General features: G+C 64.8%; 24 protein-coding genes. 12 read left to right on the top strand and 12 right to left on the bottom strand.

Features of this window, described 5'->3' with window-relative positions:
- Positions 1–312: 312 nt before the first annotated feature.
- The 7 genes from NLM15_RS31580 to msrA all read left to right on the top strand — a co-directional run bounded on the left by NLM15_RS31580 (position 313) and on the right by msrA (position 5,696).
- Complete coding sequence (locus tag NLM15_RS31580) at positions 313–981, top strand: sensor histidine kinase (protein ID WP_254121674.1); 669 nt, start codon at positions 313–315, stop codon at positions 979–981.
- A gap of 32 nt (positions 982–1,013) precedes the next feature.
- The gene (locus NLM15_RS31575; protein WP_254121673.1) at positions 1,014–1,703 is read left to right on the top strand and encodes a VOC family protein; all 690 of its coding nucleotides are present in this window, start codon (positions 1,014–1,016) and stop codon (positions 1,701–1,703) included.
- 263 nt (positions 1,704–1,966) lie between these two features.
- A complete protein-coding gene (locus NLM15_RS31570; RefSeq protein WP_254121672.1) occupies positions 1,967–3,280 on the top strand; it encodes an epoxide hydrolase family protein in 1,314 nt (437 codons plus the stop codon).
- Positions 3,281–3,306: 26 nt separating this feature from the next.
- A complete protein-coding gene (locus NLM15_RS31565; RefSeq protein WP_254121671.1) occupies positions 3,307–4,155 on the top strand; it encodes an enoyl-CoA hydratase/isomerase family protein in 849 nt (282 codons plus the stop codon).
- A gap of 110 nt (positions 4,156–4,265) precedes the next feature.
- Positions 4,266–4,688: an OsmC family protein gene (locus NLM15_RS31560; protein ID WP_254121670.1), complete on the top strand. Its 423-nt coding sequence runs from the start codon at positions 4,266–4,268 to the stop codon at positions 4,686–4,688.
- A 21-nt stretch (positions 4,689–4,709) separates the two neighbouring features.
- Positions 4,710–5,150 carry a cupin domain-containing protein gene (locus NLM15_RS31555; protein WP_254121669.1) on the top strand — a complete coding sequence of 147 codons (441 nt, stop codon included), beginning with the start codon at positions 4,710–4,712 and terminating at the stop codon, positions 5,148–5,150.
- 30 nt (positions 5,151–5,180) lie between these two features.
- On the top strand, positions 5,181–5,696 hold the full coding sequence (gene msrA, locus NLM15_RS31550; protein WP_254121668.1) for a peptide-methionine (S)-S-oxide reductase MsrA: 516 nt from the start codon (positions 5,181–5,183) through the stop codon (positions 5,694–5,696).
- A gap of 17 nt (positions 5,697–5,713) precedes the next feature.
- Here msrA and NLM15_RS31545 read toward each other — a convergent pair whose 3' ends face one another.
- On the bottom strand, positions 5,714–8,554 hold the full coding sequence (locus tag NLM15_RS31545; protein WP_254121667.1) for a winged helix-turn-helix domain-containing protein: 2,841 nt from the start codon (positions 8,552–8,554) through the stop codon (positions 5,714–5,716).
- 299 nt (positions 8,555–8,853) lie between these two features.
- Here NLM15_RS31545 and NLM15_RS31540 point away from each other — a divergent pair, with 299 nt between their 5' ends.
- A complete protein-coding gene (locus tag NLM15_RS31540; protein ID WP_254121666.1) occupies positions 8,854–9,843 on the top strand; it encodes a tripartite tricarboxylate transporter substrate binding protein in 990 nt (329 codons plus the stop codon).
- A gap of 6 nt (positions 9,844–9,849) precedes the next feature.
- Here NLM15_RS31540 and NLM15_RS31535 read toward each other — a convergent pair whose 3' ends face one another.
- The 4 genes from NLM15_RS31535 to NLM15_RS31525 form a co-directional block, all read right to left on the bottom strand.
- A complete protein-coding gene (locus NLM15_RS31535; protein ID WP_254121665.1) occupies positions 9,850–11,010 on the bottom strand; it encodes an MFS transporter in 1,161 nt (386 codons plus the stop codon).
- A gap of 396 nt (positions 11,011–11,406) precedes the next feature.
- Positions 11,407–11,877: a nuclear transport factor 2 family protein gene (locus NLM15_RS31530; protein ID WP_254121664.1), complete on the bottom strand. Its 471-nt coding sequence runs from the start codon at positions 11,875–11,877 to the stop codon at positions 11,407–11,409.
- 362 nt (positions 11,878–12,239) lie between these two features.
- Positions 12,240–12,371: a hypothetical protein gene (locus tag NLM15_RS43580; RefSeq protein WP_256565515.1), complete on the bottom strand. Its 132-nt coding sequence runs from the start codon at positions 12,369–12,371 to the stop codon at positions 12,240–12,242.
- Positions 12,372–12,447: 76 nt separating this feature from the next.
- Positions 12,448–12,813: a hypothetical protein gene (locus tag NLM15_RS31525; protein WP_254121663.1), complete on the bottom strand. Its 366-nt coding sequence runs from the start codon at positions 12,811–12,813 to the stop codon at positions 12,448–12,450.
- A 293-nt stretch (positions 12,814–13,106) separates the two neighbouring features.
- Here NLM15_RS31525 and bamA point away from each other — a divergent pair, with 293 nt between their 5' ends.
- Entirely contained in the window at positions 13,107–15,614 is a 2,508-nt protein-coding gene (gene bamA, locus NLM15_RS31520; protein WP_254121662.1) for an outer membrane protein assembly factor BamA, read from the top strand.
- Here the strand turns inward: bamA and NLM15_RS31515 are convergent.
- The 6 genes from NLM15_RS31515 to NLM15_RS31490 all read right to left on the bottom strand — a co-directional run bounded on the left by NLM15_RS31515 (position 15,611) and on the right by NLM15_RS31490 (position 21,598).
- A complete protein-coding gene (locus NLM15_RS31515; RefSeq protein ID WP_254121661.1) occupies positions 15,611–16,843 on the bottom strand; it encodes a Zn-dependent hydrolase in 1,233 nt (410 codons plus the stop codon). The genes bamA and NLM15_RS31515 overlap by 4 nt on opposite strands.
- On the bottom strand, positions 16,836–17,621 hold the full coding sequence (locus tag NLM15_RS31510) for an ABC transporter ATP-binding protein (RefSeq protein ID WP_254121660.1): 786 nt from the start codon (positions 17,619–17,621) through the stop codon (positions 16,836–16,838). The genes NLM15_RS31515 and NLM15_RS31510 overlap by 8 nt, the downstream gene beginning before the upstream one ends.
- The gene (locus tag NLM15_RS31505; RefSeq protein WP_254124512.1) at positions 17,618–18,391 is read right to left on the bottom strand and encodes an ABC transporter permease; all 774 of its coding nucleotides are present in this window, start codon (positions 18,389–18,391) and stop codon (positions 17,618–17,620) included. The genes NLM15_RS31510 and NLM15_RS31505 overlap by 4 nt, the downstream gene beginning before the upstream one ends.
- A gap of 72 nt (positions 18,392–18,463) precedes the next feature.
- On the bottom strand, positions 18,464–19,408 hold the full coding sequence (locus tag NLM15_RS31500) for an ABC transporter substrate-binding protein (RefSeq protein ID WP_254121659.1): 945 nt from the start codon (positions 19,406–19,408) through the stop codon (positions 18,464–18,466).
- A gap of 106 nt (positions 19,409–19,514) precedes the next feature.
- Positions 19,515–20,243 carry a histidine utilization repressor gene (hutC, locus tag NLM15_RS31495; protein ID WP_254121658.1) on the bottom strand — a complete coding sequence of 243 codons (729 nt, stop codon included), beginning with the start codon at positions 20,241–20,243 and terminating at the stop codon, positions 19,515–19,517.
- Positions 20,240–21,598, bottom strand: coding sequence for a formimidoylglutamate deiminase (locus NLM15_RS31490; protein WP_254121657.1), 1,359 nt, complete (start codon positions 21,596–21,598; stop codon positions 20,240–20,242). Before NLM15_RS31490 ends, hutC begins: the two co-directional genes overlap by 4 nt.
- 85 nt (positions 21,599–21,683) lie before the next feature.
- Here NLM15_RS31490 and hutI point away from each other — a divergent pair, with 85 nt between their 5' ends.
- The 3 genes from hutI to hutU are packed head-to-tail and all read left to right on the top strand — an operon-like array spanning position 21,684 to position 26,152.
- A complete protein-coding gene (gene hutI, locus NLM15_RS31485; RefSeq protein WP_254121656.1) occupies positions 21,684–22,898 on the top strand; it encodes an imidazolonepropionase in 1,215 nt (404 codons plus the stop codon).
- A complete protein-coding gene (hutH, locus tag NLM15_RS31480) occupies positions 22,898–24,454 on the top strand; it encodes a histidine ammonia-lyase (RefSeq protein ID WP_254121655.1) in 1,557 nt (518 codons plus the stop codon). Before hutI ends, hutH begins: the two co-directional genes overlap by 1 nt.
- 27 nt (positions 24,455–24,481) lie before the next feature.
- A complete protein-coding gene (gene hutU / locus NLM15_RS31475) occupies positions 24,482–26,152 on the top strand; it encodes a urocanate hydratase (RefSeq protein WP_254121654.1) in 1,671 nt (556 codons plus the stop codon).
- Here hutU and NLM15_RS31470 read toward each other — a convergent pair whose 3' ends face one another.
- The gene (locus NLM15_RS31470; protein WP_254121653.1) at positions 26,153–26,773 is read right to left on the bottom strand and encodes a TetR/AcrR family transcriptional regulator; all 621 of its coding nucleotides are present in this window, start codon (positions 26,771–26,773) and stop codon (positions 26,153–26,155) included.
- Positions 26,774–26,890: the final 117 nt, after the last annotated feature.

Below are 26,890 nucleotides of genomic sequence, written 5' to 3'. Positions count from 1 at the left end.
CCAGTGGGCTGTTGTTTGCATTCTGATCTAGCAGAACGAGGTCGTGAGTAAACTAACCGAAAGTGGCGAAATCGCGCGGCAATCGGCCGACTGTGCCGGGACTATCCGTCACAAATTTTGCTCAAACGCGAGCGGCTTGTGAAGCGATCGGGACGACTCGTCAGCGTCCTTGACCGTTGAGGACAGTCCGGCCGCCACGCATGGCGACGCCGGCGATCATAACAGAATCTTGCAACGTCTAACGAGCCAAACGCGCGCGGTGCATCCAGTATAGGCTTCGAGTTAGGTTCGATGTCCAACGGGGAGGCAATCATGCCCGCTATCGGCTTAGGGACGAGCGACAACGTCGTTCGATCGCCATATGTGGCGAGTCTTGATGATCAGTCGCGTGATTGGGAACTCGTGCTGCGGGAATCCCACCACCGGATGAAGAACACGCTGACGCTGCTGGGTGCGTCAGTCCGTCGCGATTTTACGCGGGCAGGTCCGAGGGATGTCTCGGTTGCGGTGGATCGGTTCGAGCGGCGCATCGTCGCGTTCGGCAGGCTCTATCAACTTTTGTCTGATAGCGACAATCTGTCCGCCGTCTCCGTCGAGGCCTTCTTCGAAAACCTGTGCGAAGCGATCTCCGAGGCGGTGCTGGAGCCGGCGGGGATCCGCTGCGAGGCTGCGATCGAAAGCGGCACGCTGCCGGCATCGCAGTGTCATCGGCTCGCGTTGATGCTGACCGAGCTCGTCACGAACGCGGCCAAGCATGCCTTCCCGAACAAAAGCGATGCGCTGATCCGGATCGAAATCGCCAGCCGCGACGGCGCCTGGCTCTGCACGGTGGCCGACAACGGCATCGGGGCGACCGCTCCGCTTCAGGGGACAGGCAGCCGTATCCTCGAAGGGCTCGCACGCAGCATCGACGCACGGTTGCAGGGCGAGGCAGGGCAGGGCGGCACGCGGGTGACGATCGTGATGCCCGCCGCCGCTTGACGGTCTCTCAATTTCAACTCAGGGAGTGCGACATGGCCACACTCGAAATCGACCGCGACGCCGCGGTTAAGCCTTCGACATCGCGTAGTGTTGATCTGAAGCTCGAGGTCGTCGTCATCCCCGTGTCCGATGTCGACCGCGCCAAGGCGTTCTATGCGCTGCTCGGCTGGCGCTTGGACGCGGATTTTGCCGCAGCTGACGAATGGCGCGTGATCCAGTTCACGCCGCCCGGCTCGGCCTGTTCGGTGATCTTCGGCAGGAACGTCACGCCGGCAGCGCCCGGTTCTGCGCGCGGCCTCTATCTGATCGTCTCCGATCTGGAGGCAGCCCGACGGAATTTGCTCGACCGCGGCATCGCGGTGAGCGAGCCATTCCATGGTGCCGGCGACGTTCACGCCGGGCGCGACGAGCCGTATCTGTTCGGCAGCGTTCGCGTGAGCGGTGCTGACCCGAAGCGCGGCAGCTACAGCTCGTTCGCCTCGTTTAGCGATCCCGACGGCAACGGCTGGCTGTTCCAGGAGGTCACCACACGACTGCCGGGGCGCATCGCGGGCGACGGCACGACATTCGCTTCGCAGGCTGAGCTGGCCGCGGCCATGCGCCGCGCGGCGGCAGCACATGGCGAGCACGAGACGCGCACCGGCGGGCACGACGAGAACTGGGCCGATTGGTACGCCGATTACATCGTTCGTGAGCAGGCGGGTCAGCCGCTGCCATCCTGAGTTCGACAGCACGAACGCTTCGACTGATGCAGGCCGGCACGGCGCGCGATGACCGAGTTCATCGCGCGCCGCGTCGTTTTCGCCGCGCGCATCGCGGGCCACTGACCGCGCTCTATCGGTGTTGGGCGGCTCGCAACGGCTAACGCAGCCTAACAATGCATAACGAGCCAATTGCGCATGTCCGCGTCAATCTCTCTCCACGACGAACCGACGTGTCGAGTTCAAGTCGGTCAGCGTCACCGACCAAAGCAAGGGAGATTTTCATGACCACGCCAGCACGTGCCGACATCCTCAACCCCGATCGCCGCCAATTGCTGAGCCAGGCTGCGATGACCGCGGTTGCCGCCAGCGTATCGAGCCTGCTGCCGCTGCATCCGGCGAAGGCCGCAGTAAGCGGCGCGATCCGGCCCTTCCGAGTCAACGTGCCCGAGGAGGACCTCCTTGACCTCCGCCGCCGTCTCGCTGCGACGCGCTGGCCGGATCGCGAGATCGTCGCCGACCAGTCGCAGGGCGTGCAACTGACGACGGTGCAGCAGCTCGTGCGCTACTGGCAGAACGATTATGACTGGCGCAAGATGGAAGCGCGGCTGAACGCCTTGCCGCAATTCGTCACCGAGATCGACGGCGTCGACATCCACTTCATTCACGTCCGCTCCCGCCACGACAATGCGCTGCCGATGATCGTCACGCATGGCTGGCCCGGATCGATCATCGAGCAGATGAAGATCGTCGGCCCGCTCACCGATCCGACCGCGCACGGCGCGAAGGCCGCGGACGCCTTCGATCTGGTGATCCCCTCGCTGCCCGGTCACGGCTTCTCCGGCAAGCCGACGGCGCTCGGCTGGGATCCCCAGCGCATCGCGAGGGCCTGGATCGTGCTGATGAAGCGGCTCGGCTACAGCCGTTACGTGGCGCAAGGCGGCGATTGGGGCAACGCCGTGACGGAGCAGATGGCGGTGATCGCGCCGCCGGAGCTGCTCGGCATTCACACCAACATGCCTGCCACCGTTCCCGATGACATCGCCAAGGCGCTGCAGCCCGGCGGAACGCGGCCGTCCAATCTCTCGGCCGACGAGCGCATTGCCTACGACCAGCTCGACGACTTCTACAAGCACGGTCTCGGCTATGCGATCGAGATGTCGAACCGGCCGCAGACGCTCTATGGCCTCGTGGACTCGCCGGCGGGTCTGGCGTCCTGGATGCTCGATCATGATGCGCGCAGCGCCGCGATGATCGCGCGCGTGTTCGACGGCAAGACAGAGGGGCTGTCGCGGGACGATGTGATCGACAACATCACGCTCTACTGGCTCACCAACACGGCGGTGTCGTCGGCCCGGCTCTACTGGGAGAACAAGCTGGTGTTCTTCGAGCCCAAGCACATCGGAATCCCGGTCGCCGTCAGCGTCTTCCCGGACGAGATCTATGCGGCGCCGCGCAGTTGGGCCGAGAAAGCCTATCCGAAGCTGATGCACTACAACCGTCTCGACAAAGGCGGTCACTTCGCGGCCTGGGAGCAGCCCGCGCTTTTCTCTGCGGAAATGCGTACCGCATTCCGCCCGCTACGCCAGTCGATCTGATTTCCGCACATATCAGGAGTGAAACCATGAAAAGCCCCGAACGCACCTTCACCACCGAAGACATCCACCTGGAGCGCCGCCTGCCATCATATTGGCGTGTCACCTTCGACATGCCGCCGGTCAACATCTTCGGCCCGAAGCATCTGCCGCAGCTCGATAGCATCATCACAGAGATCGAGGCCGATCCGGACGTGAAGGTCGTGGTGTTCGACAGCGCCGTCGAAGGCTTCTTTATCACGCATTACGATTTTCTCGCGCCGCTGGAGGAGTCGCTGAAAGTCCCACCGGGACCGACTGGGCTCCAGGCGTTGCCCGACATGCTGGTGCGCCTCAGCCGCGCCCCGGTCGTGTCCATCGCCTCGATCCGAGGCCGTGCGACCGGGGTCGGCAGCGAGGTCGCGCTCGCCAGCGACATGCGTTTTGCCAGCCGCGAGAAAGCGATCCTGTCGCAATGGGAGGTCGGCGCGGGCCTCGTGCCCGGCGGCGGACCGATGGCGCGGCTGCCGCGCCTAATGGGCCGCGGCCGTGCGCTCGAAGTGCTGCTCGGCGCCGACGATATCCACGGCGACCTCGCCGAACGTTACGGCTATGTCAACCGGTCGCTGCCGGACGCCGAGCTCGACGCTTTCGTCGAGGCGCTGGCGATGCGCATCGCGTCGTTCGACAAGGAGGCCATCGCCGAGACCAAGCGTCTCGTCGATGTCGCAAGCCTGCCGCCGGATGACGAGATCAAGCCGGAATGGGACGCGTTCCTTGCCGCGCTCGGCCGTCCCGCGAGCCAGACCCGGATCAAGACGCTGATGGCGCACGGCTTCCATCGTGCCGGCGACGTCGAGAACCGGCTGGGCTTCCACGTCGGACAGATCGGAAGCTGACGGAACCGCTGCGGCGTTCGGCCGGTTGGAAGGACGACAGGCGGTCGTGCCAATGTCGCCTTCCTCCGGTACCCAGCGCCGGTGCTTGAAAGCAAACAAGGAGAACCGAGATGATCCGCAAGGCAAAAGCAGTCTGGAAGGGCACCGGCCGCGACGGCACCGGGCATCTGTCGAGTGAGTCAGGCGTGCTCGCTGACACGCCCTATTCGTTCAAGACCCGTTTCGAGAACGAGAAGGGGACCAATCCCGAGGAGTTGATCGCGGCAGCCCATGCGGGCTGCTTTACGATGGCGCTGGCCTTCGGCCTTCAGATGGCGGGTTTCACGCCGGACGAACTCTCGACGGAAGCGGCCGTCACGCTCGAGCCCGAGGGCAAGGGCTTCAAGATCAGCAAATCCGCGCTCACCTTGCGCGCCAAGGTGCCGAACCTCGACGACGCCGGTTTCGCCAAGATCGCGGGCGAGGCCAAGAAGAGCTGTCCGGTGTCAAAGGTGCTCAACGCCGAGATCTCGCTCGACGCCAAGCTGACTTGATCAAACGCAGGGAGCGGTACCATGCCTCGCCAACATCAGCCGGATGAAGACAGGTTCCGAGCGATCCTGCCGGAGGACATCGCGTGGCAGCCGTTTCCCGCCTTTCCGCCGGAAGCGCGGCTGGCCGTCATGGTCGGCCACCCCAGTGAACCCGGACCTTACGTGGTCCGGGTGAAGGTGCCCGGCGGGACCAGGCTGATGCCGCACAAGCATCCGGAGGACCGCATCTACACGGTTATGTTCGGTGTGTTTTACATCGGGCTCGGGGAGAGCTTTGATGGCGATTTGGTGAAAGCCTATCCGCCGGGCAGTGTCATTATCCTGCCCGGCGAGACCTGGCATTTTCACTGGGCGAAGTCCGGCGAATACGTCACGCAGGTCTCGGCCATCGGGCCGCTGGGCCTCGAATATCATGATGACCACGACGATCCGCGCTTGCATCCGGCTGCGGACAAGCGCTGAGTATCGCGACGAAAACGAATGGAGCATCAGATGAGTACAGAGCGCGCAGTATTGGCCGGAGGCTGCTTCTGGGGCATGCAGGATCTCATCCGCAAGCAGCCGGGCGTGATTTCCACCCGCGTTGGCTACACCGGTGGGCGCGTGAAGAACGCGACCTACCGCAACCACGAAGGCCACGCCGAGGCGATCGAGATCATCTTCAATCCGGCGAAGACCAGCTTCCGGACCATGCTGGAGTTCTTCTTCCAGATTCATGACCCCACCACGCTCAACCGCCAGGGCAATGATCTCGGCACGAGCTACCGTTCGGCGATCTTCACCACGAGCGACGAGCAGAAGCGGATCGCCGAGGACACCATCGCCGACGTCGAGGCATCGGGCCTTTGGCCCGGCAAGGTGGTGACCGAGGTCGCGCCGGTCGGCGAGTTCTGGGAAGCCGAGCCGGAGCATCAGGATTATCTCGTACGTTATCCCGACGGCTACACCTGCCACTTCATCCGGCCCGACTGGAAGCTGCCGCGGCGTGCGGCCGCCGTCGGAGGTTAACGCGCGTCGTCGCGCGCTCAGGTTCGCAATTGTGCGATCAGGTCGCGCGCGATGCGCATGTCGGCGATATCCGAGCCCTCGGCGAACGCGCCGCAGACGTTGTCGAGAGTTGCCAGAGCCTCTGCGGTCTGGTCGGCTCCGATCATGATCCGCGCGAGGCTGGTTGCACAACGCAGCTCCCAGAAGCGCGCGCCCTGCTGGACGGCGATGCCCATGGCTTCACGAAAGCGCGCCTCGGCATCGCCTGAATGCCGCGCGCTCCTGAGCATCAACTCGCCCTTGATGCGGATCAGCTCCGGCAAATACCAGAGCTCCTGCCGGTCGTTGCAGCGGGTCAGCACGTCCTCGATCACGTCGAGGCCGCGTTCGATCTGGTCGGCCTCCAGAAAGCTCGCCGCGAGTTCGCCGAGCAGCGGGAGAAACCGCGGCAGGAAACGCGCATCGCCGGCGCGGTTGAGCTCTTCGCGCAGCAGCGGCAGGCCGGCGGCGACGTCACCGCGCTTGACGATGACCGCCGCGTTGAAGGCCCGCGCCCACAGGCCCCACAGCCGGATGGCATGGCGCTCGGTGTGCTCGAGCAGCTCGGTGCCGTGGCGCTCGGCGGCCTCGAAATCGCCGGACCAGAAAGCGATCGGGCAGGTGGCCTGTCCGAGCACGCTACAGAAAGTCAGCGCATGGCCGTTGGCGCGGCCTTCCTCGATGTTTCGGGCGGCGAGCGCCTGGGCCTGATCGGCGAGGCCCTGAAGCCACAGGATGCGGGCGCGGAAATATTGCGTCGATATCCTAAGGTCGAGCGGGAAGATTTTTGGCTTTTCCGCCAGCACATGCAGCGAGGCGTTCACGCGGTCGATGCGAACGCGTGCGTCGTTCTGGTCGCCGAGATAGTGCAGCGCCACGGCCGTCAGCCGGTCGCCGAGCATGACATCGGTCCTGTCGGGCGAGTTCGCCGCGGCGTTCGCAAAGCGGTCGGCCAAGGCGCGGGCCTTGCCGAACTGCCCGTTGTTGAACTGGTCGATGCACAAGCCCCAGAGCGCGCGCAGGCGAAAGTCCTTGTCGTCGAGCCTGTCTGCGAGCTCCAGGGTCGTCTCGAGGATCGGACGCGCCTCGCGGGCGCGGCCCTCGCCATACATCAGCGACCAGCCGAGCGCCGCCAGGAGCTGCATGCGAATGCGATCATCGCCGCCGCTATCGTCGAGCGCGGTGAGCGCCGTTTTGGCGCGCTCGCGGCATTCGGCGAACAGGGACAGGCGGACCCACAGCGTGACGGCAGCCGCCGTCAGCGCGATCCCGAGTGCCGCGTCGCCGTCGGGCCCGAAGGCCCAGTTCAATGCGGCGCGCACATTGTCCAGCTCAGCGCCATAGATGCTCAGCCATTCCGGCAGCGGCGTCGATGTCTCGGCCTCCGCGCGCTCGAAGAAGTCGCGAAAATGCTCTGCATGACGCCGCGCGAACTGACCGGTTTCACCGAGCTCGTTCAGCTTTCCATGCGCATAGGTGCGGGTGGTGTCGAGCAGGCGATAGCGCAGCGTCCGCGAGCCGGATGGCGAAATCAGCGATTTGGTGACCAGGCTGTCGATCGCCTCCAGCGTTTCCGAGGCGCTGAGACCGTCGCCGGCCGCCACCGCGGCAGCCGCCTCCGGCGCGAACGGCCCGGCAAAGACCGACAGGCGTCGCAACGTGGCACTCTCGGCGGGAGGTAGCAGATCGTAGCTCCAGTCGAGCGCCGCGGCGAGCGTCTGGTGTCGCGGCACGGCGGTGCGCCGCCCCCGCCACTGCAGAGAGAAGCGGCTGTCGAGCAGCGATGCGGTGCCGGCGATGCCGTAGGCGTTGACGCGGCCCGCGGCGAGCTCGATCGCGAGCGCAATGCCGTCGAGGCGCCGGCAAATGCTCGCGACGAGCGGCGCCTCTTCCGCACTGAGCTGGAACGGACCCGAGCTCTGCGCAATGCGCTCGACGAAGAGCTGGGCCGCGGGGTAAGCGAGGACCTCGGCGACATCGAGGCCTTCGCGCTCCGGCGGGCAATCCAGCGGGAACAGGCGGAAAATCCGCTCGCCTTCGCTCCGGAACGACTCGCGGCTGGTCGCGAGAACGCGAAGCTGCGGCGCCTCGCGAACGATGCGCTCGACAAGCGGTGCCAACGCATCCAGCACATGCTCGCAACTGTCGAAGATCAGCAAGGCCGGGCCGCTCTTCAGGAATGTCAGCAAGGCCGGCGTTGGATCCTCCGCGCTGATGGTGAGGCCAAGCGCGGAGGCGACGGTGGTCGCGATATGGCTCGCATCCCGCAGCGGGCCGAAGTCGACGAAGAAAACGCGCCCGCCGAAATCCGGGGAGCGGCGATGCCCGACGGTGACGGCGACGGCAGTCTTGCCGATGCCGCCCGGGCCGACCACGGTCATGAAGCGATGCAGCGAAAGCCCGTTCGATATCTTCTCGACGATCTCTTCCCGTCCGACCATCTTCGAGAGCTGCGCGGGGAGGGAACGGGGAGGCAGGACATCAACGACGGGCTGAGCGGCGGGCGGGGCCGTTTGCGCGAACGAGGCGACAAAGCAGTAGCCGCGGCCGGGCACGTTGACGACATAACGGGCCGACTTGCCGGTATCGCCCAGCGCCTTGCGCAGCGCTGCGACGTGGAAGCGCAGGCTGCCCTCGTCGACATTGACGTCGGCCCAGATGCGCTTGACCAGCTCTCGCTTGTCGACGACTTCGCCGGGGCGCTCGGCGAGGAAGATCAGGATATCGAGCGCGCGGCCGCCGACGTGAAGCGGCGAGCCCTCCTTCTCCAAGAGCCGGGACTTTGGAAACAGTCGAAATGGCCCAAATGAAATGGCCGAGTCTTCGCTACGATCTGGCACGCGCCATTGCCCCCTCAACGGGAGTCAAAAGGTATTTGTTTCTGCTCTATCAGAACGAGGCGTACAGTAAACTGGCCGAAAGCAGTGGGCAGGGCTGGCAGCCCTGCGTGGATGGCTTGGGTCGATCGGTCCGTTGAAATAAGGCTTAAGAAATAATGGGTTATGCCTGTGTGACAGAAAGATGACGACGGGCTTCTAGGCCGGATGGCGCATTGACGGCGGTCGCGAATTGCTGCGATGGGGACGGTTAGGGAGCTGGTCCCGCTTCGACAGTGACTACCGACTTCCGGATTCCGAACATGCCTTTCTTCTCGCGGCGACAGTTCGTCCATGCGTTGTCAGGCGCGGCGGCGCTGACAGCCGTTCCGCGCAGCGGACAGGCCGCCGATTATCCGTCTCGCCCGATTCGACTCGTGATTCCCTACGGAGCCGGCGGATCGGGCGATCAGATCGGACGCCCCTGGGTCGACAGGATGTCATCGCTGCTCGGACCGACTTTCGTCGAATATATCGGCGGTGCGGGCGGCGCGATCGGGACCGCGACGGTCGCGCGCGAGGAGCCTGACGGCTATTCGCTGCTGCTCGGCAACGGCAGCACGCAGGTCATCATCCCCTTGACGTCGGCAAATCCCGGTTATTCCGTCGGCGATTTTCGCGCCATCTACCGCCTGATCAACAGCGCGCTGGTGTTCGCCGTCCATCCGGCAGTGCCGGCCGTAGAGCTGCGCGAGCTGGTCGCTCACGCAAAGGCCAATCCGGGAAAGCTGTCCTATGGGACCCCCGGCATCGCCACCGGAAACCATCTGGTCGGCGAATCCTTCAAGCAGCAGGCCGGCGCGCTGGACATCGTCCACGTTCCGTATCGGGGCATTGCGCAAGCGACCAACGACCTCGTCAGCGGCCAGATATCGCTGATCATTGCCGTCATGTCCGTTCAATTGCAGCAACTGGCTCAAGCCGGGAAAATCAGGCTGCTGGCGGTCACCACCGAACGGCGGCTGAGCGGGGCGCCGGAGATTCCGACCGCTGTCGAATCCGGCATGCCGGACCTGCGTTATGAGGGATGGTTCGGCCTGTTCGCACCCAAGGACACGGACGATGCGGTCATCGACCGGATCGCGCAGGCGACACATCTGGCCATGGCCGATCGGGCGCTTCAGGCAAGCTACCGCGCGCAGGGCATGGAACCGGACAGCGATTCGAGCCCGGACAAATTCCAGCGCATTGTCGATGCGACAACGGCGAACCTCGCGCCCGTGATCAAGTCGATCGGGCTGAGCAATTTGTGAGGTCGCTCAGGCCTCGACGCGCAATATCTGGCGTCCCTCCGCCGTGACGATGCGCGCCGACAGCGTGACGAGACACATCAGCGCGGCCAGCAGCCAGAACGCCGTCGGCAATCCGCCAAGACGTGCGACGAAGCCGACGCCGGCGGGGCCGATGAGGATGCCGGCGTAGCCCGCGGTCGTGATCGCCGCGACGGCGAGCCCAGTGGGCATCACGGTCTGCCTGGCCGCCCGGCGGAACAGCACCGGCACGAGGTTCGAGGCGCCGAGGCCGATGAGCAGGAAACCGGCGATGGCGACCGCGGCAACGGGAGCCGTGAGCAGAACCACGAAGCCCGCGACGGCGATGAGGCTTCCCCAGAACAATGTCGTACGATCCCCGATGCGTGCAACGATGGCGTCGCCGCCGAGCCGCCCCATCGTCATCGCGATCGAGAACACGATATAGCCGATCCCGCCCTGCGCCTCCGAGACGAGGCCCGCGCCGATGACGAGCAATGCGCCCCAATCCAGCATCGCGCCTTCGACGAGGAAGGTGATCGCGCCCAGCAGCGCGAGCAGCAGCACCGAGCCATGCGGCAGCACGAAGAGCGGTCCGTCCTGCACCTGCACCGAACGAAGCAGGCGCGGCCAGGCGGCCAGCATCGCGACCAGCATCAGCACCGAGCAGATCAGCGTGCAGGGCAGTGCGCCGAGTTGCAGCGAGAGCAGGGCGGTCATAAGCGTGGATCCGGCGAAGCCGCCAATACTGAACAGCGCGTGGAAGCCCGACATCAGCGGACGTCCCGCATCGCGCTCCACCTCGACCGCATGGATGTTCATGGCGACGTCGATGGAGCCGAGCGCGGCGCCGAAGGCGAACAGTGCCAGCGCCAGCATTGCAGGCGAGCTCGCGATCGCCAGCAGGGGCAGCACCAGCGAAAGGCCGAGCCCGCCCGCAATGATGATCGGCTTGCTGCCGTAGCGCGCGCTCATGATCCCGGTCAGAAGCATCGCGACGACCGAGCCGATGCCGAGGCTGAGCAGGAGCAATCCAAGAACGCCGTCATCGACGCCGAGCCGGGTCTTTGCGAACGGCACCAGCGGCGCCCAGCACGCGATGCCGAAGCCCGCGACGAGGAAGGCGAGCCGCGTCGCGAGGCGCGTTGCCGGCCGGTCGGCAGAATGCATGGGAACTCCGGAAGAAGCAGGTGCGGGGCGGACGATAGACCCGAGAATTGTCGCGCCTTTATGTCCGGGCGCGCTCGAATTGTCGCAGAGAGGCATGCAAGCGGACGCGCGGGCCGCCTCTCAGGTGCAGGGCATTGAGGATGACGCCCCTCCGCATCGATAGTCCAGCGATCAGCGTGGTGGCCATGGAAAACGACAGTGACAATTGCGCAGGGGTGGCATGACAAATTCGGCCGATGTTCCGACCATCCAAGGAAGGCCAAATCCTGTTGCGGTTGGATCACTGGCGCAGTTGGTCGCCGCTGACAACCCCGCGGACCCTAAGTCGTGCAACAAGATCAAACGCCCACCCTCAAAAGAGGATGGGCGCCCGGTCACTTATGACATTATGACGTCTTACTTCTTCTCGGCGCTGGCTTCCTTAGCTGGGGGCGGCTTCATGCCGACGGTCAACTGGCGGATTTTTAAAGCGCCTCCTTCACGTATGTTGATGGCGCCCCAGAACACCGTGACCTTGGTGGCGTCGCCGCTCTTAGGATCCTTGCCGAAGATGTCGGTCTCGCCGTTGGATACGACCAGATCGTTGTTGATGACCGACATGTTGCCGACTCTGATCTCAATATGATCGGTGCCGTTCTTGAAGTTGTTCTCGTATACGGTCTTGAGATCGGAAAACACACCGCCCGGGTTGATCTGGACCCCGTCCTTTGTATAGAGCGCAGCGACACAAGGCGCGTCTTTCTTGGCGACGCAGTCGGTGTAGGCGATGGCTAACTTTTCGGCCTCCTGCTTGACCTCATCGGCGAGTGCCGGTGCAGAGATGAAAGCGGAAGAACACAATGCCAAGAGCAATGAACGTCGCTTCATAACAACTTCCCCTCTGGTTGTGATGCACAATTGCATCGCGACGTCCTCCCGGCGTAGGACGCTGCGTTGCATTTGTTCCGAGGGGCGTTTTTTTTGTCAGGCTGTAATACTACCGGTTTGCGAGTATACGCCATTTTGCACGGCTTGGCGTGCCAACCTTGACCATCGACGACGGGGGCGGGCATTCCTCGAGAATGCAGCAATGCGAGTACTGTTACGGGAAAGACAGGCACATTGACGCATGCCGCAGATGAAAGTGTCTTGCTCGACGCGCGCGGTGGCCCACTTGTTAGATCCCTGGCGTTCTCTTCTTTCGCAACGGCTTGGTTCACAATCGTCATCACGTTCGGCTCCGACAGCTCCTAGCGGACGCGCCTTTGCGGCTCCTTTATGATCCGCGTCAGCTCCGCGCCTACGCCATCCAACACCGCGCGCTTTTCCTTCTTCCGCTTGGAGTGATTATAGATCTTGCCGGTGACGGTCGGCACGATCACGTCACCCCTCTTGCTGACGGCATGTCTCGGACGCAGCGCTATGCGCTGCAGAACCGGGACACGAGAGAGAGTCCGCTTACCACGAAATCGGAATTCGCTGCGCAAATCCGCCCAGATCCGAGTCGGGGCTCAGCGGCCGGCGATCGAGAGGTCCATTGTTGTTCCAACGCGCGAACGAGGTGCCGGGCGGCAAGGCGTAGTCGGTGAATTTTCGCTCGCCCGGCAGCACCTCGGTGCCTCCATCCAGCCAGGACCGTTTGCTCACATAGATACGGGTGCGCGGACCGGACTGGTAGGAACGGTTGGGGCCCTGCGCGCCGTATTCATACACCGCGCTCTCTGTCGTCTGTTGTCGGTCGTGCTTGCCTGCCGTCGCGGCATGAGCCGAGAGGGGTGAGGCAAGGAGGGCAAGCAGCACCGTTCTCATGACGATCGCGTTCATCGGCAAATTCCCATGCGAGTTTCTGATGCCGTCGCCTCTCGCACCGGCTCGTGGGCCTGTAAAGAAGCCCGACGTTGCGCGATGTTGCTGAACGCCTGCGTGGAAAGCCGCGTATGCGGTAGCTGCAATGTCCCTCAGTCGCGGCCGATGGTGCGCGCTCGTTCTGGCCGCGATGGTCACATCGCTGATCAGTCAATCAAATTCAACGACCGGAAACAGTACAGCAATCTTAAAGCCACACCGCGGCCACAGCCGTCTCGTTTCAGAGCAGGTGGGTGTTCTTGAGGTGTGGAATGTCGTTTTTGCGGACCTGGCTGATCGTCGTGGCGATGAGCGGCGTATCGATTGCAAGCTCGCTTGCCCTGTTGCCGCAACCGGCGGCCGCGCAAACGGCAGAGGTCATCGTCGTCGAAGGCAATCGCCGCGTCGAGGCCGAGACGGTCCGCTCCTACTTCCGGCCCGGCTCAGGTGGGCGCCTCGACCAACCGGCGATCGACGAGGGGCTCAAGGCCCTGATCGCGACCGGTCTGTTTCAGGACGTGAAGATCAGCCACAACGGCGGCCGCATCCTGGTGTCGGTGGTGGAAAACGCCGTGATCGGGCGCATCGCCTTCGAGGGCAACAAGAAGATTAAGGACGAGCAACTCTCGGCCGAAATCCAGTCCAAGCCGCGCGGCACCTTCTCACGGGCACTGGTCCAGTCGGACACGCTGCGCATCGCCGAAATTTATCGCCGCTCCGGCCGCTACGACGTGCGCGTCACGCCCGAAATCATCGAGCAGCCGAGCAACCGCGTCGATCTCATCTTCACGGTCGAGGAAGGCGCCAAGACCGGCGTCAAGTCGGTCGAGTTCATCGGCAATGGCGCCTTCTCGGCCTCACGCCTGCGCGACGTGATCAAGACGCACGAGAGCAATTTGCTCAGCTTCCTCGGCAACAACGACATCTATGATCCCGATCGCGTTGAATCCGACCGCGACCTGATCCGCCGCTTCTATCTCAAGAATGGCTTTGCCGACGTCCAGGTCGTGGCCGCGCTCACCGAATACGATCCGGACAAGAAGGGCTTTCTGGTCACCTTCAAGATCGAGGAGGGGCAGCAATACCGCGTCGGCGCGGTCGATTTCCGCTCCAGCATTGCCAATTTCGACGCGGCCTCGCTGCGCGGCTTCTCGCGCGTCAATGCCGGCTCGCTCTACAACGTCGAAGCGGTCGAGAAATCGGTCGAGGAGATGCAGGTCGAGGCTTCGCGTCGCGGCTATGCCTTCGCCGTGGTCCGGCCGGGCGGCGACCGCAATTTCGAAGCGCACACGGTATCCGTCGTGTTCAACGTCGACGAGGGCCCGCGCACCTATATCGAGCGCATCAACCTTCGCGGCAACACGCGCACGCGCGACTACGTGATCCGGCGCGAATTCGACCTGTCCGAGGGCGATGCGTACAACCGGGCGCTGGTCGACCGCGCCGAGCGGCGCCTGAAGAACCTCGACTATTTCAAGAGCGTCAAGATCGTCACCGAGCCCGGCTCGTCGAGCGATCGCGTGATCCTGATCGTCGACATGGAAGAGAAATCGACCGGCGACTTCTCGATCTCGGGCGGTTACTCCACGACCGACGGCGCGCTTGCCGAAGTCTCGATCTCGGAGCGTAATCTGCTCGGCAAGGGGCTCTTCGCCAAGGCGTCGGTCAGCTACGGCCAGTATGCGCGCGGCATCTCGCTGTCGTTCGTCGAGCCCTATCTGCTCGACTACCGGATGGCGCTCGGATTCGACACCTACTGGCGCCAGCAATTGTCGAACAGCTATACGAGCTACGGCGTGACGACGCTGGGCTTCTCGCCGCGCATCGGGCTCGCATTGCGCGAGGATCTCTCGCTCCAGCTCCGCTATTCGCTCTATCAGCAGAGCATCACGCTCGCCAGCGCCTACAACAATTGCAACAACAACGCATCCAACACGTCGCTGGCCTTCAACCCGACGCCGGCCTACATCCAGAACGTGCTGGGCGGTGTGGACCCGACTAATTCCACGAGCTCGGGCGTCTATGGCTATGGCTGCTACGGCGACGGCGAGTCGAGCCTGCCGGTTCGCAAGGAACTGGCGAACGGCGCGAGCTGGACCTCGGCGCTCGGCTACACGCTGAACTACAACACGCTCGACAACACCAAGAATCCGACGGACGGGTTGCTGGTCGACTTCCGCCAGGATTTCGCCGGTGTCGGTGGCGATGTCACCTATCTGAAGACCGCGCTGGACACCAAATACTACACGCCGCTCGTCTCCGAGATCGTCAGCGTGATCCACCTCCAGGGCGGTCTGCTCAGCAAGCTCGGCAACCAGGATCTGCGCATGCTGGATCACTTCCAGATGGGCCCGAACCTTGTGCGCGGCTTTGCTTCCAACGGCATCGGTCCGCGCGACATCACGTATTGGAGCCTTGGCGCGAGCGGCGATGCGCTCGGCGGCACGAAATATTGGGGCGCGTCGATGGAATTGCAGATGCCGTTCTGGTTCCTGCCCAAGGAGGTCGGGCTGAAGGGCGCGGTCTACGCCGATGCCGGCTCGCTCTGGGGGTACCAGGGGCCGACGTCGTGGACGGCCACCGGTGAGGTCAACACCAAGGCCTGCCCGACCTGCGGACTGCAATATGACGACGGCAACACGGTGCGCTCGTCGGTCGGCGTCGGCCTGATCTGGGCATCGCCGTTCGGCCCGCTGCGCTTCGACTATGCCGTGCCGATCACGAAGGGCAAATACGACATCGTGCAGGAGTTCAGGTTCGGTGGAGGGACGTCGTTCTAACCACCGAGGATTCGCCGGCAGGCATCGACGAACACCTGCGCGCCCGTCACGATGTCGGCATCGGCGGTGTTCTCGGTCCAGTGATGGCTGATGCCGCCGATCGACGGCACGAACAGCATGCCCGCGGGCATGACGGTCGCGAGCATCTGCGCATCGTGGCCGGCGCCGCTCGGCATGCGGATGGACCGTCCCTCGGCAAGGGCCTTGCTGGCGGCGTCGATGGCGTCCTGAATGCCCGGGTTCATCATGGCGGGTGCGCCGGTGCGGATCTTCTCCACGTTGACGGTACACGGGCCCTTCGCGCTGGCCTCGTCCGCCATGGTCCGCAGCAGTTCCTCCAGCCGCGCGATGACGGCAGGATTGTCGTCGCGGATCTGGAACAGCATTTCGGCGCCGCCGGGAATGATGCTCGGCGCGCCGGGATCGAGGGTGATGCGGCCGGTGGTCCAGACCGTGCGCGGACCGCACGCGTCCGGAAAGCGCTCGTCGATCGCCACGCAGAATTTGGCCAGCGCGAGCCCTGCATCCTTGCGCACCGCCATGCGCGTGGTGCCGGCGTGATTCTGCTCGCCGGTGAAATTGATGCGGTACTGCCAGATGCCGACGATGGAGGTCACGACGCCGACCGCAAGGCGGCCGCTCTCGAGCGTGTCGCCCTGCTCGATATGCGCTTCCAGATATCCGACGTGCCGTCGCGGCTCGACGGCGACGCGCGTGCGCCCCGCGAGCCCCATGTCGCCGAGTGCGTCCCGCATCGTACGTCCGCTGGTGCGGTCGCGCGCGGCATCGATTTCTGCCTCGGTCACCTGCCCGACATAGGAGCGCGAGCCGAGGAAGCTTCCGAAATGACCTTCCTCATCACACCATGCGGCGACCTCGACCGCGCCCTTGAGCGCGGGATCGGCATTGAGCACGCGGGCTGCTTCGAGCGCATAGACGACACCGAGCGGGCCATCGAGCCAGCCGGCGTAGTTCTGGCTTTCCAGATGCGAGCCCGCCAAGAGCTTCGGTCCAGACTTGGCGCTGGTGCCGAACACGTTGCCGATGCCGTCAATCGTGGCCGAAAGGCCGGCCTCGGGCAGCTTTTGCACCAGCCAGTCCAGCGAAAGCCTGTGCGCCTCGGAGAAGGTCGGCTTATGTACGCCGGTCTTGTAGGCGCCGATGGCGCGGAGCGCGTTGAGATCGGCGAGAACGCGTTTCCCGTCAGCGTGCGGCTTGGTGTCAGGCATGTTCGGCAACCTTCAACGCCTCGGTGCGAATCTCCTCGACCAGCCGTTCCTTCAACTGGACGAATTCGGGCGTGGTCTTGATCTTGTAGGATCGCGGATGGGGCAGGTCCACATTGATCTCGGCCTTGATGCGGCCGGGACGCGCGCTCATGACGATGACGCGGCTGCCGAGGAAAATCGCCTCCTCGATGTCGTGGGTGACGAACAGCACGGTCTTCTGGTCGCGCTCCCAGATCCCGAGCAGCATCTCCTGCATCAGGGCGCGGGTCTGGTTGTCCAGCGCGCCGAAGGGCTCGTCGAGCAGCAGGATTTTTGGATCATTGGCGAGCGCGCGGGCGATCGCCGTGCGCTGCTGCATGCCGCCGGAGAGTTGCTTCGGCCAGTGGTTCTCGAAACCCGACAGTCCGACCTGCCGGATCAAGGCGTCTGCGATCTTGTGACGCTCCGCCTCGGACACGCCGCGCTCGCGCAGGCCGAACGCGATGTTCTCGCGCACGGTCAGCCACGGAAACAGCGTGTAGGACTGGAACACCATGCCGCGATCGGCACCCGGGCCGGTCACCTCGCGGCCGTCGAGCGTGACGCGCCCGCTGGTCGGACGGTCGAGGCCGGCGACGATGCGCAGCAGCGTGGACTTGCCGCAGCCGGAGGGGCCGAGGATGGTGACGAAGTCGTTGTTGCCGATAGTGAGGTCGGTCGGCTCCAACGCCCTGGTCGGCGCATTGCCGTGGCGCGCGGGGAAGGTTCGCGAGACCTGCTCGATCTTCAGCGTGGTCATGCGAGCCTCCACGGAAACAGCCAGGCGTTGAACGCCTTGAACATGAAGTCCGAGAGCAGGCCGATCAGTCCGATCACGATGATGCCGAAGATGATCTGGCCGGTGTTGAGCAGCGCCTGGCTGTCGGTGATCATGTGGCCGATGCCCGAGGACGAGCCGATCAGCTCGGCGACGATGACGTAGGTCCAGGCCCAGCCGAGCACCAGCCGCAGGATTTCCGCGATCTCGGGTGCAGAGGAAGGCAGCAGTACGCGGCGGATGATGCCGCGGTCGCTGGCCCCCAGCGTATAGGCCGCCTCGACCAGATCACGCCGCGTGGCGCCGACGGTGACCGCGACCATCAGGATGACCTGGAATACCGAGCCGATGAAGATGACGAGCAGCTTCTGCAGTTCGCCGATGCCGGCCCACAGGATCAGCAGCGGAATGAAGGCGGAGGCGGGCAGATAGCGCGCAAAGGACACGAATGGTTCGAGGAAGGCTTCGACCGGCTTGTAGGCGCCCATGAGAACGCCGAGCGGGACCGCGATGATCGCGGCGAGCGCAAAGCCGCCAACGACGCGCCAGATCGTCATGCCGATATCGAACACGAAGCCTTGCTTGACGAGGAGGTCATAGCCTTCGTGCACCATGGTCAGCGGGTTGGCGAGGAAGGTTTTGGACACATAGCCGCCAAACGTCGCCCACGACCAGAGGGCAACGAACACCACGAAGAAGGCAAGACCATAAGCCACGCGCTGCTTCGATGTCACGGGATCCAGGGGACGCATCAACGATCTATCCGGGCGGTGAACAGATTTGCCGGCCCCGTCGGGAGACGGGGCCGGCAGCTCCGAGAAGGTTTACTTGATGTAGCTGGCGTCGAAGAGGTCCTCGACCTTCGGCGCGGCCTTGATGATGCCGATCTCGAGCAGGAGCTCGGCGGCCTCCTTGTTGAAGGTCAGGAAATCGCCGGCAAAGAACTTCTGGTTCGCGGCCTTGTCCTGCCAGCGCAGATACTTCGCCGAGTTGCCGAACTGCTCGCTGGTCTGCTTCACGTCGGCGCCCATGATCTCGTAGGCCTTGGCCTGGTCCTTGGCGATCATGTCGAGCGCCTCGAAATAGCTGTCGGCGAGCGCCTTGGCGGCCTTCGGGTTCTCGGTGAGGAACTTCGGCGTGCAGCCGAAGGTGTCCATGACCATGGGATAGTCGAGCGTGGTCGCGATGATCTTGCCTTTGTCGGGTGCGGCACGAACCGTCGAAAGATACGGCTCATAGGTCATCGCGGCATCGTTCTGGCCGGAGACGAAAGCTTGCGCGGCCGCGGCCGGCTCGAGGTTGACGACGGTGACGTCCTTCACCGACAGACCGTTCTTCTTGAGCATCCACGCCAGCGCGAAATAGGGCGAGGTGCCGGGCGCGGAAGCCGCGACGGTCTTGCCCTTCAGATCCTTGATCGCGGCGAGATCGTTACGCACGGCCATGCCGTCGGCGCCAAAGCTCTTGTCGAGCTGGAAGATCTGCTTGGTCGCAACGCCATTGGCGTTCCAGGAGATCCAGGTCTCGACCGTCGTTGCGGCGCACTGGACGTCGCCGGAAGCGATCGCGAGGTGGCGGTCCTTCTGCGGGATCTTCTTGATCGTTACGTCGAGGCCGTTCTTCTTGAAGATGCCCGCCTCTTTCGCCAGCGTCAGCGGCGCGAAGCCGGTCCATCCGGAGATGCCGATGCCGACCTTGACGTCGTCGGCGAGCACCGGAGTGGAGGCCGTAAGCGCAATGATTGTCGCAAAAATTGTCGAACTACGCATGATTGTCGTCCTCTTGCCGATCGATGGATTGACGTCCTGTTGATCTCTGTCGGTCCCTATGGACCGTTGCCCGAAGCGTTGCACGATCTGTGCCGACATCGTTCTCTCAGCCTCCCTTGAATCGGGCGACAAGGCGGTGAGAGTCACCGGGATAGAGCAGGCGCACGGCGGTGATCGTACGCGCGCTGCGCCAGGTATAGCGGTCGATCACGAGGCAGGGCGCGCCGACGGCGATGTCGAGCGCTTCCGCCGTGCGATCGTCCGCAACAATGGCGCTGATCGTATGCTCGGCCTCTGTCCATGGGACATGATGAAGCAGCCACGAGCCGGGCGGCTCCCGCGAGAAATCCGCGGTCGCCGCATCCGGCACGGACGCAAGATCGATCAGCCTGTCCTCGACGGCAAACGGCACCTTGTCGGCGCTGTGGCGGCAGGTGATCGCGACCACCTTGCCGGCCTTCTTGACGCCGAGACGCTCGCGGTCGGCCGCGGTCGCCGCGCGCAGCTTGCGACCGATCAGCTCGTAGCCATAGCCGCGGCCGAGCGCGGTGATCTCGGCGCGAATGTCTGCGATCTTCAGCACGGCCGACAGATGCTGTGGCCGGCGTACGAAGGAGCCGGCGCGCCGCCGCCGCTCGATCAGGTCGGCCTGCGCCAGCTCCGAGAGCGCCTTGTTCACGGTCATGCGCGAGCAGCCGTAACGCGCGACCAGCTCGTGCTCGAACGGGATGCGATGCCCGGGCGGCCATTCGCCGGTCAGGATGCGCTTCTCGATGTCGGCGCGGATGCGCTTGTAGAGCGTCGGCTGGTCAGGTGTATCAGTGGCGAGACTCATGCAACGAGCCTCCGGATCGCCGCGTTGAAATGTTCGCGCGCGGTCTGTCGCAGTCTGTGTCGTCCGCTCTCGACGACCTTGTGGCCGCCAGCCCAGACGCAATCGATCGCGCCGCTGCCTGCCGCAAAGATCCAGCCGTCGATGGCGGCGTCACCCTGACGTCCAGCCAGCGACGGATGTGCCGTGTCGAGCGTGACGATGTCGGCGCGTGCGCTGGGCGTGAGGCCAACCGCCGCCTGGGCCAGTGCTCGAGAGCCGCCCGTGAGCGCATGATCGAACAGGGTGCGTCCGGTCGAGCGGCCAGCACCGCCGGAGAGCACGTTGCGCTGGCGGTGTTTCAGCCGCTGGCCGTATTCGAGCTGGCGCAGTTCGTCGGCAACGCCGACCAGCACGTTGGAATCGGTGCCCACACCGAACGCGCCGCCGGCATCGACGAACTCGCGCGCCGGAAAGATGCCGTCGCCGAGGCTTGCTTCGGTGATGGGGCAGAGGCCCGCTGCCGCACCGGTCTTGGCGAATGCCGTGACTTCCTCATCCGTCGTATGGGTCGCGTGGATGAGGCACCAGCGCTGATCGAGCGGCGCGTGCTCCAGCAGCCATTGCACCGGACGCCGGCCAGACCATGCGAGGCAATCCTCGACTTCCTTCACTTGCTCGGCGGCATGAATGTGCACCGGCCCGCCATCGGCGAGCGGAATGATCGCCGCGAGCTCGCCTGGTGTCACTGCACGCAGGCTGTGCGGCGCGATGCCGATATTGGCGCCCGGTAATGCCGCGATCACCTTGCGCGACGCGGCCATCAGCACGGCGAACTGATCGACCGAGCAGATGAAGCGGCGCTGACCGTCATGCGGCGCCGCGCCGCCGAAGGAGCCATGCGCATAAAAACTCGGCAGCAGCGTCAGGCCAATGCTTGAAGCTTCGGCAGCCTGTGCGATGCGCGCGGCCATTTCGCCGAGATCGGCATAGTGCGAACCGTCGCGGTCGTGATGCAGATAATGGAATTCGCCGACGCGGGTAAAACCCTGCTCCAGCATCTCGACATAAAGCAGTGTCGCGACGGCGGTAACGTCTTCCGGCGACATGGACAGCGCGAAGCGATACATCGTCTCGCGCCAGGTCCAGAACGTGTCGGTGCTATCACCGCGCAGTTCCGCAAGTCCTGCCATGCCGCGCTGAAAGGCGTGGCTGTGCAGGCTCGCCAATCCCGGAAGCGCGATACCGTGGCGTTCGTCGCCGGCGGCCGGCGCCACGTTCGGCGTCACCTCCGCGATCGCGCCGGCGGTGATCACCACCTGCACGTCATTGGCCCAGCCCGAGGGCAGGAGGGCGGAGGCGAAATGCAGTCGGGACATGATGACACGCCGGCTGGACAGAACCGTCCCACGATTATATGTCTAGACATATAAGTCAAGCATCCCAGCGCGAAGGGACCACCGCATGGCAGAGCGCTTCGACCGGATCTGGCACAATGCCCGGCTCGCCACGTTGCGGGCGGACCGTCCCGATCTCGGCGAGATCGAGCATGGCGTGATCGCCGCGCGCGGCGGCCACATTGTCTATGCAGGCGCGGCGGCGGATTTTCCTGCTGATGTGGACGCGATCAAGCGCATCGATTGCGAGGGACGCTGGATCACGCCGGGCCTCGTCGATTGCCACACGCATCTCGTCTATGGCGGGAACCGCGCTCACGAATTCGAGCTGCGCCTGAAGGGCGCGAGCTACGAGGAGATCGCACGCGCCGGCGGCGGTATCGTCTCGACGGTGGCCGCGACCCGCAAGGCGAGCGAAGCCGAGCTCGTCGCGAGCGCGTTGCCGCGGCTCGATGCGCTGATCGGCGAGGGCGCCACCACGATCGAGATCAAGTCCGGCTATGGCCTCGACGCCGAGACCGAGATGCGCCAGCTCTCCGCCGCGCGCAGTCTCGGCCGCCAGCGGCCGGTTGCGATCCGCACATCGTTTCTCGGCGCGCACGCGCCGCCGGTCGAAGCCGACGGTGACAAGGATCGCTACATCGATCTCGTCTGCAAGGGGATGCTGCCCGCGGTCGCGAAGGCCGGCCTCGCCGATGCCGTCGATGCGTTCATGGAAGGCATCGCGTTCTCAGCTGAGCAGACCGCGCGCGTGTTCGAGACGGCGAGGGGGCTTGGGCTGCCGGTCAAGCTCCACGCCGACCAGTTGTCGAACCTTGGTGGTGCGGCGCTCGCGGCAAAATTCTCTGCGCTCTCGGCCGATCATCTCGAGCACACCGACGAAGCTGGTGCCGCCGCGATGGCGAAGGCGGGTACGGTGGCCGTGCTGTTGCCCGGCGCGTTCTACTTCATCCGCGAGACGCAGAAGCCACCGGTCGACGCGTTCCGCAAGCACGGCGTCCACACGGCGCTTGCGACCGATTGCAATCCCGGTAGCTCGCCGCTGACGTCGCTCCTGCTCACGATGAACATGGGCGCGACGCTGTTCCGGATGAATGTGGCCGAATGCCTGGCCGGTGTCACCCGCGAAGGTGCGCGAGCGCTCGGGATGCTGGATGAAACCGGCACGCTAGAGGCCGGCAAATGGTGTGATCTCGCGATCTGGGATATCGAACGTCCCGCAGAGCTCGTCTACCGCATCGGCTTCAATCCGCTGCACCGCCGGGTGTGGAGGGGACAGTGATGGCGCAGAGCGCAGCGATCGTCGTCAAGCCGGGGACGGTCGGGCTCGACGATCTCGCGCGCGTGCTCGCCGGGCGATCCGTCGTGCTCGATCCATCGTTCTGGTCGCGCGTCGAGGCGGCCGCGGAGATCGTTGCGAAGGCCGCCCGGGCCGACGCCCCTGTCTACGGCATCAACACCGGCTTCGGAAAGCTGGCCTCCAAGCGCATTCCGCCTGATCAGACCGCATTGCTCCAGCGCAATCTCATCGTCTCGCATTGCTGTGGCGTCGGCCCGGCGACCCCTGAGCCGATCGTCCGCCTGATGATGGCGCTGAAGATCATCTCGCTCGGGCGTGGCGCCTCCGGCGTGCGTCGCGCGGTCATCGAGCAGCTGCAGGCCATGCTGGCGCGGGGCATCTCACCGCTGGTGCCGCAGCAGGGTTCGGTCGGCGCCTCTGGCGATCTTGCGCCGCTCGCGCACATGACAGCGGTGATGATCGGCGAGGGGCAGGCGATCGTCGATGGCAAGGCTGTCTCCGGCGGCGAGGCGCTGGCCGCGGCCGGCCTTGCGCCGCTGACGCTCGGCCCAAAGGAAGGTCTCGCGCTGATCAACGGAACGCAGTTCTCGACGGCCTATGCCATCTCCGGCGTGCTGCGTGCCTTTGGCCTGGCGCGCGCTGCGCTGGTGACCGGAGCACTGTCGGTCGATGCCGCGATGGCGTCGACGGCGCCATTCCGCCCGGAAATCCAGGCGCTGCGCGGTCATCCCGGCCAGATCGCTGCGGCCGCGACGCTCATGGCCCTGCTTGACGGCAGCGACATCCGCTTGTCGCATCTCGAAGGCGACGAGCGCGTGCAGGATCCCTATTGCCTGCGTTGCCAGCCGCAGGTCGCGGGCGCGGCGCTCGATCTGATTGCGCAGGCCGCTCGGACCCTGATTGTCGAAGCCAATGCCGTCACCGACAATCCGCTCGTGCTGGTCGAGACCGGCGAGATCGTCTCCGGCGGCAATTTCCACGCCGAGCCGGTGGCCTTTGCTGCGGACGCCATTGCGCTGGCGCTGTCGGAGATCGGCGCGATCAGCGAGCGGCGCATCGCGACGCTGGTCGATCCCGCGCTGAATTTCGGCCTGCCGCCGTTCCTGACGCCTGACCCCGGCATCAATTCCGGCTTCATGATCGCCGAGGTCACGGCCGCTGCGCTTTACGCAGAGAACAAGCAGCGCGCGCTCGCCTGCTCGATCGACTCGACCCCGACCAGCGCCAACCAGGAAGATCATGTCTCGATGGCCGCGCACGCCGCACGGCGTCTGTCGGACATGGCCGACAACCTTGCTGCCATCCTCGGCATCGAGCTTCTGGTCTCCGCGCAAGGCATCACCCTGCGTGCGCCGCATACGACAAGCGCGCCACTCGTTGCCGTCATCGCGGCTCTTCGCGAACAGGTACCCGCGCTCGGCGCCGACCGCTACATGGCGCGCGACCTCGCCAAGGCCGCTGCGCTGATCGAAGCGGATGCGTTGCCGGTAGCGGCGATTGGCGTGCTTCCGTCCGATCCGTTCCCAAGACTTGACTGAACAAGATTTGACCAAAGAGGTCTTCGCATGAACCGCCGACTGGACAATGACCGCACCATCCGCGCCCCCCGCGGCAGCGACATCAGCGCCAAGAGTTGGCTGACGGAAGCGCCGTTGCGCATGCTGATGAACAATCTCGATCCCGACGTGGCGGAACGACCGAGTGAGCTCGTCGTCTATGGCGGCATCGGTCGCGCCGCGCGCGACTGGGAGAGCTTTGACCGGATCACGGCGGCCTTGCGCAAGCTCGAGGCCGACCAGACGCTGCTGGTCCAGTCCGGCAAGCCGGTCGGCGTCTTCCGCACCCATGCAGACGCGCCGCGTGTCCTGATCGCGAACTCCAACATCGTGCCGCACTGGGCGACGCTCGATCATTTCAACGAGCTCGATCGCCAGGGCCTGATGATGTACGGCCAGATGACCGCCGGCTCCTGGATCTATATCGGCAGCCAGGGCATCGTGCAGGGCACCTACGAGACCTTTGTCGAGGTCGGCCGGCGTCATTACGGCGGCAGCCTTGCCGGCAAATGGATTCTCACCGCAGGTCTTGGCGGCATGGGCGGCGCGCAGCCACTGGCCGCGACCATGGCCGGCGCCTCGATGCTGGCGGTCGAATGTCAGCCGAGCCGCATCGAGATGCGGCTGCGCACCGGTTATCTCGATCGCCAGGCGGCAACGCTCGACGAAGCGCTGGCGATCATGGCAGAGGCCGCGATGACGAGGAAGGCGGTCTCGGTCGGCCTGCTCGGCAATGCCGCCGAGATCTTTCCGGAACTGGTGCGCCGCGGCGTCAAGCCCGACATCGTCACCGACCAGACCAGCGCGCATGATCCGATCAACGGCTATTTGCCGAAGGGCTGGACGCTTGCCGATTGGGAAGCCAAGCGCGCCTCCGATCCGAAGGCGGTCGAGCGGGCCTCGAAAACCTCGATGGTCGAGCACGTCCAGGCCATGCTGGATTTCCATGCGCAGGGCATTCCGACGCTCGACTACGGCAACAATATCCGCCAGATGGCGCAGGACATGGGCCTGAAGAACGCGTTCGATTTCCCCGGCTTCGTGCCGGCCTATATCCGTCCGTTGTTTTGCCGCGGCGTCGGTCCGTTCCGCTGGGCCGCGCTGTCGGGCGATCCCGAAGACATCTTCAGGACCGATGCCAAGGTCAAGGAGCTGATGCCTGACGACAAGCATCTGCACAATTGGCTCGACATGGCGAAGGAGCGCATCAAGTTTCAGGGCCTGCCGGCGCGGATCTGCTGGGTCGGCCTCGGCGACCGCCATCGCCTGGGCCTTGCCTTCAACGAGATGGTGGCGCGTGGCGAATTGAAAGCACCAATCGTGATCGGCCGCGACCATCTCGACAGCGGCTCGGTGGCAAGCCCCAATCGCGAGACCGAGGCGATGAAGGATGGATCGGACGCCGTGTCGGACTGGCCGTTGCTCAACGCGCTGCTCAATTGCGCCAGCGGCGCGACCTGGGTCTCGCTGCATCACGGCGGCGGCGTCGGCATCGGCTATTCGCAGCATGCTGGCATGGTGATCGTCGCCGACGGCACGCCGGAAGCGGCCAAGCGGATCGAGCGCGTGCTCTGGAACGATCCCGCCAGCGGCGTCATGCGCCATGCCGACGCAGGCTACGAGACCGCGATCGACTGCGCCCGTGAGAAGGGACTCGATCTGCCGAGCCTGGCGAAGTAGCTAGCCGCTGAGCAGCAGCTTTGGCATCGTCGTCTTCGCGCCGTCCATGAAAGTCTGGACGGCGTCGCGGACGATCGCGTCGAGATCGGGCGGGATCGGCGTCTCGTAGATGAATTTGCGGATGGCGAGATAGAAGATGCGGCCGTGCAGGCCCCAGAACAGCTCGGTCTCGCGCGCGCCGAGCGGATGGGCCTTCGCATCGGGCAGCTCCAGATCGTGGCGCAGCTCGGCCGCCGCGGGCTCGATGATCTCGCGCCTGACGATGTCGAGATAGCGGCCGGTGATGCCGAACGACTTCATGCCGGAGAAGACGAAGATCCGCACCCAATTGTACTCGAACACGCGCTCGACATAGTCGAGGTAGAAGCGCGTCAGCCGCGCCTCCAGCGGCAGCGAGCGGTCGCGGATCATTGGACCCCAGTCGGGCGACCAGCGGCTGAGATAGACCTCCTGGTAAACGCGCTCGATCAGCGCTTCCTTGCTGGGGAAGTGGCGATAGATCGCCGAATGCGTGATGCCCATCCGCCTCGCTAGCTCGCGGGTCTGGCCCTCGAAGCCGCGCTCGGCAAAGAAGCGGATCGCCTCGTCCACAATCGCGCGTTCGCGATCGGCCGCACGCATGTTGCGGCGCTTTGGCGCGGACTTGCCGCCAGTCTCGGTCCGGCGTCGGACCGGTCGCTTCGCCGTTTTCTGCGCTTTTCGGGCCATTTCGTCGCTGAATCGCACGTCTCACAGCCT

The sequence above is a fragment of the Bradyrhizobium sp. CCGB20 genome, from assembly GCF_024199855.1.
Taxonomy (GTDB): domain Bacteria; phylum Pseudomonadota; class Alphaproteobacteria; order Rhizobiales; family Xanthobacteraceae; genus Bradyrhizobium.
The sequence above is the reverse complement of the archived record's forward strand: the minus strand, read 5'-3'. Positions and strand labels throughout refer to the sequence as shown.

What these genes read in the sequence shown, in the direction of transcription:
- NLM15_RS31580 (WP_254121674.1), top strand. Translation starts at nt 313, where the DNA reads ATGCCCGCTATCGGCTTAGGGACGAGCGACAACGTCGTTCGATCGCCA.
- NLM15_RS31575 (WP_254121673.1), top strand. Translation starts at nt 1,014, where the DNA reads ATGGCCACACTCGAAATCGACCGCGACGCCGCGGTTAAGCCTTCGACA.
- NLM15_RS31570 (WP_254121672.1), top strand. Translation starts at nt 1,967, where the DNA reads ATGACCACGCCAGCACGTGCCGACATCCTCAACCCCGATCGCCGCCAA.
- NLM15_RS31565 (WP_254121671.1), top strand. Translation starts at nt 3,307, where the DNA reads ATGAAAAGCCCCGAACGCACCTTCACCACCGAAGACATCCACCTGGAG.
- NLM15_RS31560 (WP_254121670.1), top strand. Translation starts at nt 4,266, where the DNA reads ATGATCCGCAAGGCAAAAGCAGTCTGGAAGGGCACCGGCCGCGACGGC.
- NLM15_RS31555 (WP_254121669.1), top strand. Translation starts at nt 4,710, where the DNA reads ATGCCTCGCCAACATCAGCCGGATGAAGACAGGTTCCGAGCGATCCTG.
- msrA (WP_254121668.1), top strand. Translation starts at nt 5,181, where the DNA reads ATGAGTACAGAGCGCGCAGTATTGGCCGGAGGCTGCTTCTGGGGCATG.
- NLM15_RS31540 (WP_254121666.1), top strand. Translation starts at nt 8,854, where the DNA reads ATGCCTTTCTTCTCGCGGCGACAGTTCGTCCATGCGTTGTCAGGCGCG.
- NLM15_RS31535 (WP_254121665.1), bottom strand. Translation starts at nt 11,010, where the DNA reads ATGCATTCTGCCGACCGGCCGGCAACGCGCCTCGCGACGCGGCTCGCC.
- NLM15_RS31530 (WP_254121664.1), bottom strand. Translation starts at nt 11,877, where the DNA reads ATGAAGCGACGTTCATTGCTCTTGGCATTGTGTTCTTCCGCTTTCATC.
- NLM15_RS31525 (WP_254121663.1), bottom strand. Translation starts at nt 12,813, where the DNA reads ATGAACGCGATCGTCATGAGAACGGTGCTGCTTGCCCTCCTTGCCTCA.
- bamA (WP_254121662.1), top strand. Translation starts at nt 13,107, where the DNA reads ATGTCGTTTTTGCGGACCTGGCTGATCGTCGTGGCGATGAGCGGCGTA.
- NLM15_RS31515 (WP_254121661.1), bottom strand. Translation starts at nt 16,843, where the DNA reads ATGCCTGACACCAAGCCGCACGCTGACGGGAAACGCGTTCTCGCCGAT.
- NLM15_RS31510 (WP_254121660.1), bottom strand. Translation starts at nt 17,621, where the DNA reads ATGACCACGCTGAAGATCGAGCAGGTCTCGCGAACCTTCCCCGCGCGC.
- NLM15_RS31505 (WP_254124512.1), bottom strand. Translation starts at nt 18,391, where the DNA reads ATGCGTCCCCTGGATCCCGTGACATCGAAGCAGCGCGTGGCTTATGGT.
- NLM15_RS31500 (WP_254121659.1), bottom strand. Translation starts at nt 19,408, where the DNA reads ATGCGTAGTTCGACAATTTTTGCGACAATCATTGCGCTTACGGCCTCC.
- hutC (WP_254121658.1), bottom strand. Translation starts at nt 20,243, where the DNA reads ATGAGTCTCGCCACTGATACACCTGACCAGCCGACGCTCTACAAGCGC.
- NLM15_RS31490 (WP_254121657.1), bottom strand. Translation starts at nt 21,598, where the DNA reads ATGTCCCGACTGCATTTCGCCTCCGCCCTCCTGCCCTCGGGCTGGGCC.
- hutI (WP_254121656.1), top strand. Translation starts at nt 21,684, where the DNA reads ATGGCAGAGCGCTTCGACCGGATCTGGCACAATGCCCGGCTCGCCACG.
- hutH (WP_254121655.1), top strand. Translation starts at nt 22,898, where the DNA reads ATGGCGCAGAGCGCAGCGATCGTCGTCAAGCCGGGGACGGTCGGGCTC.
- hutU (WP_254121654.1), top strand. Translation starts at nt 24,482, where the DNA reads ATGAACCGCCGACTGGACAATGACCGCACCATCCGCGCCCCCCGCGGC.
- NLM15_RS31470 (WP_254121653.1), bottom strand. Translation starts at nt 26,773, where the DNA reads ATGCGTGCGGCCGATCGCGAACGCGCGATTGTGGACGAGGCGATCCGC.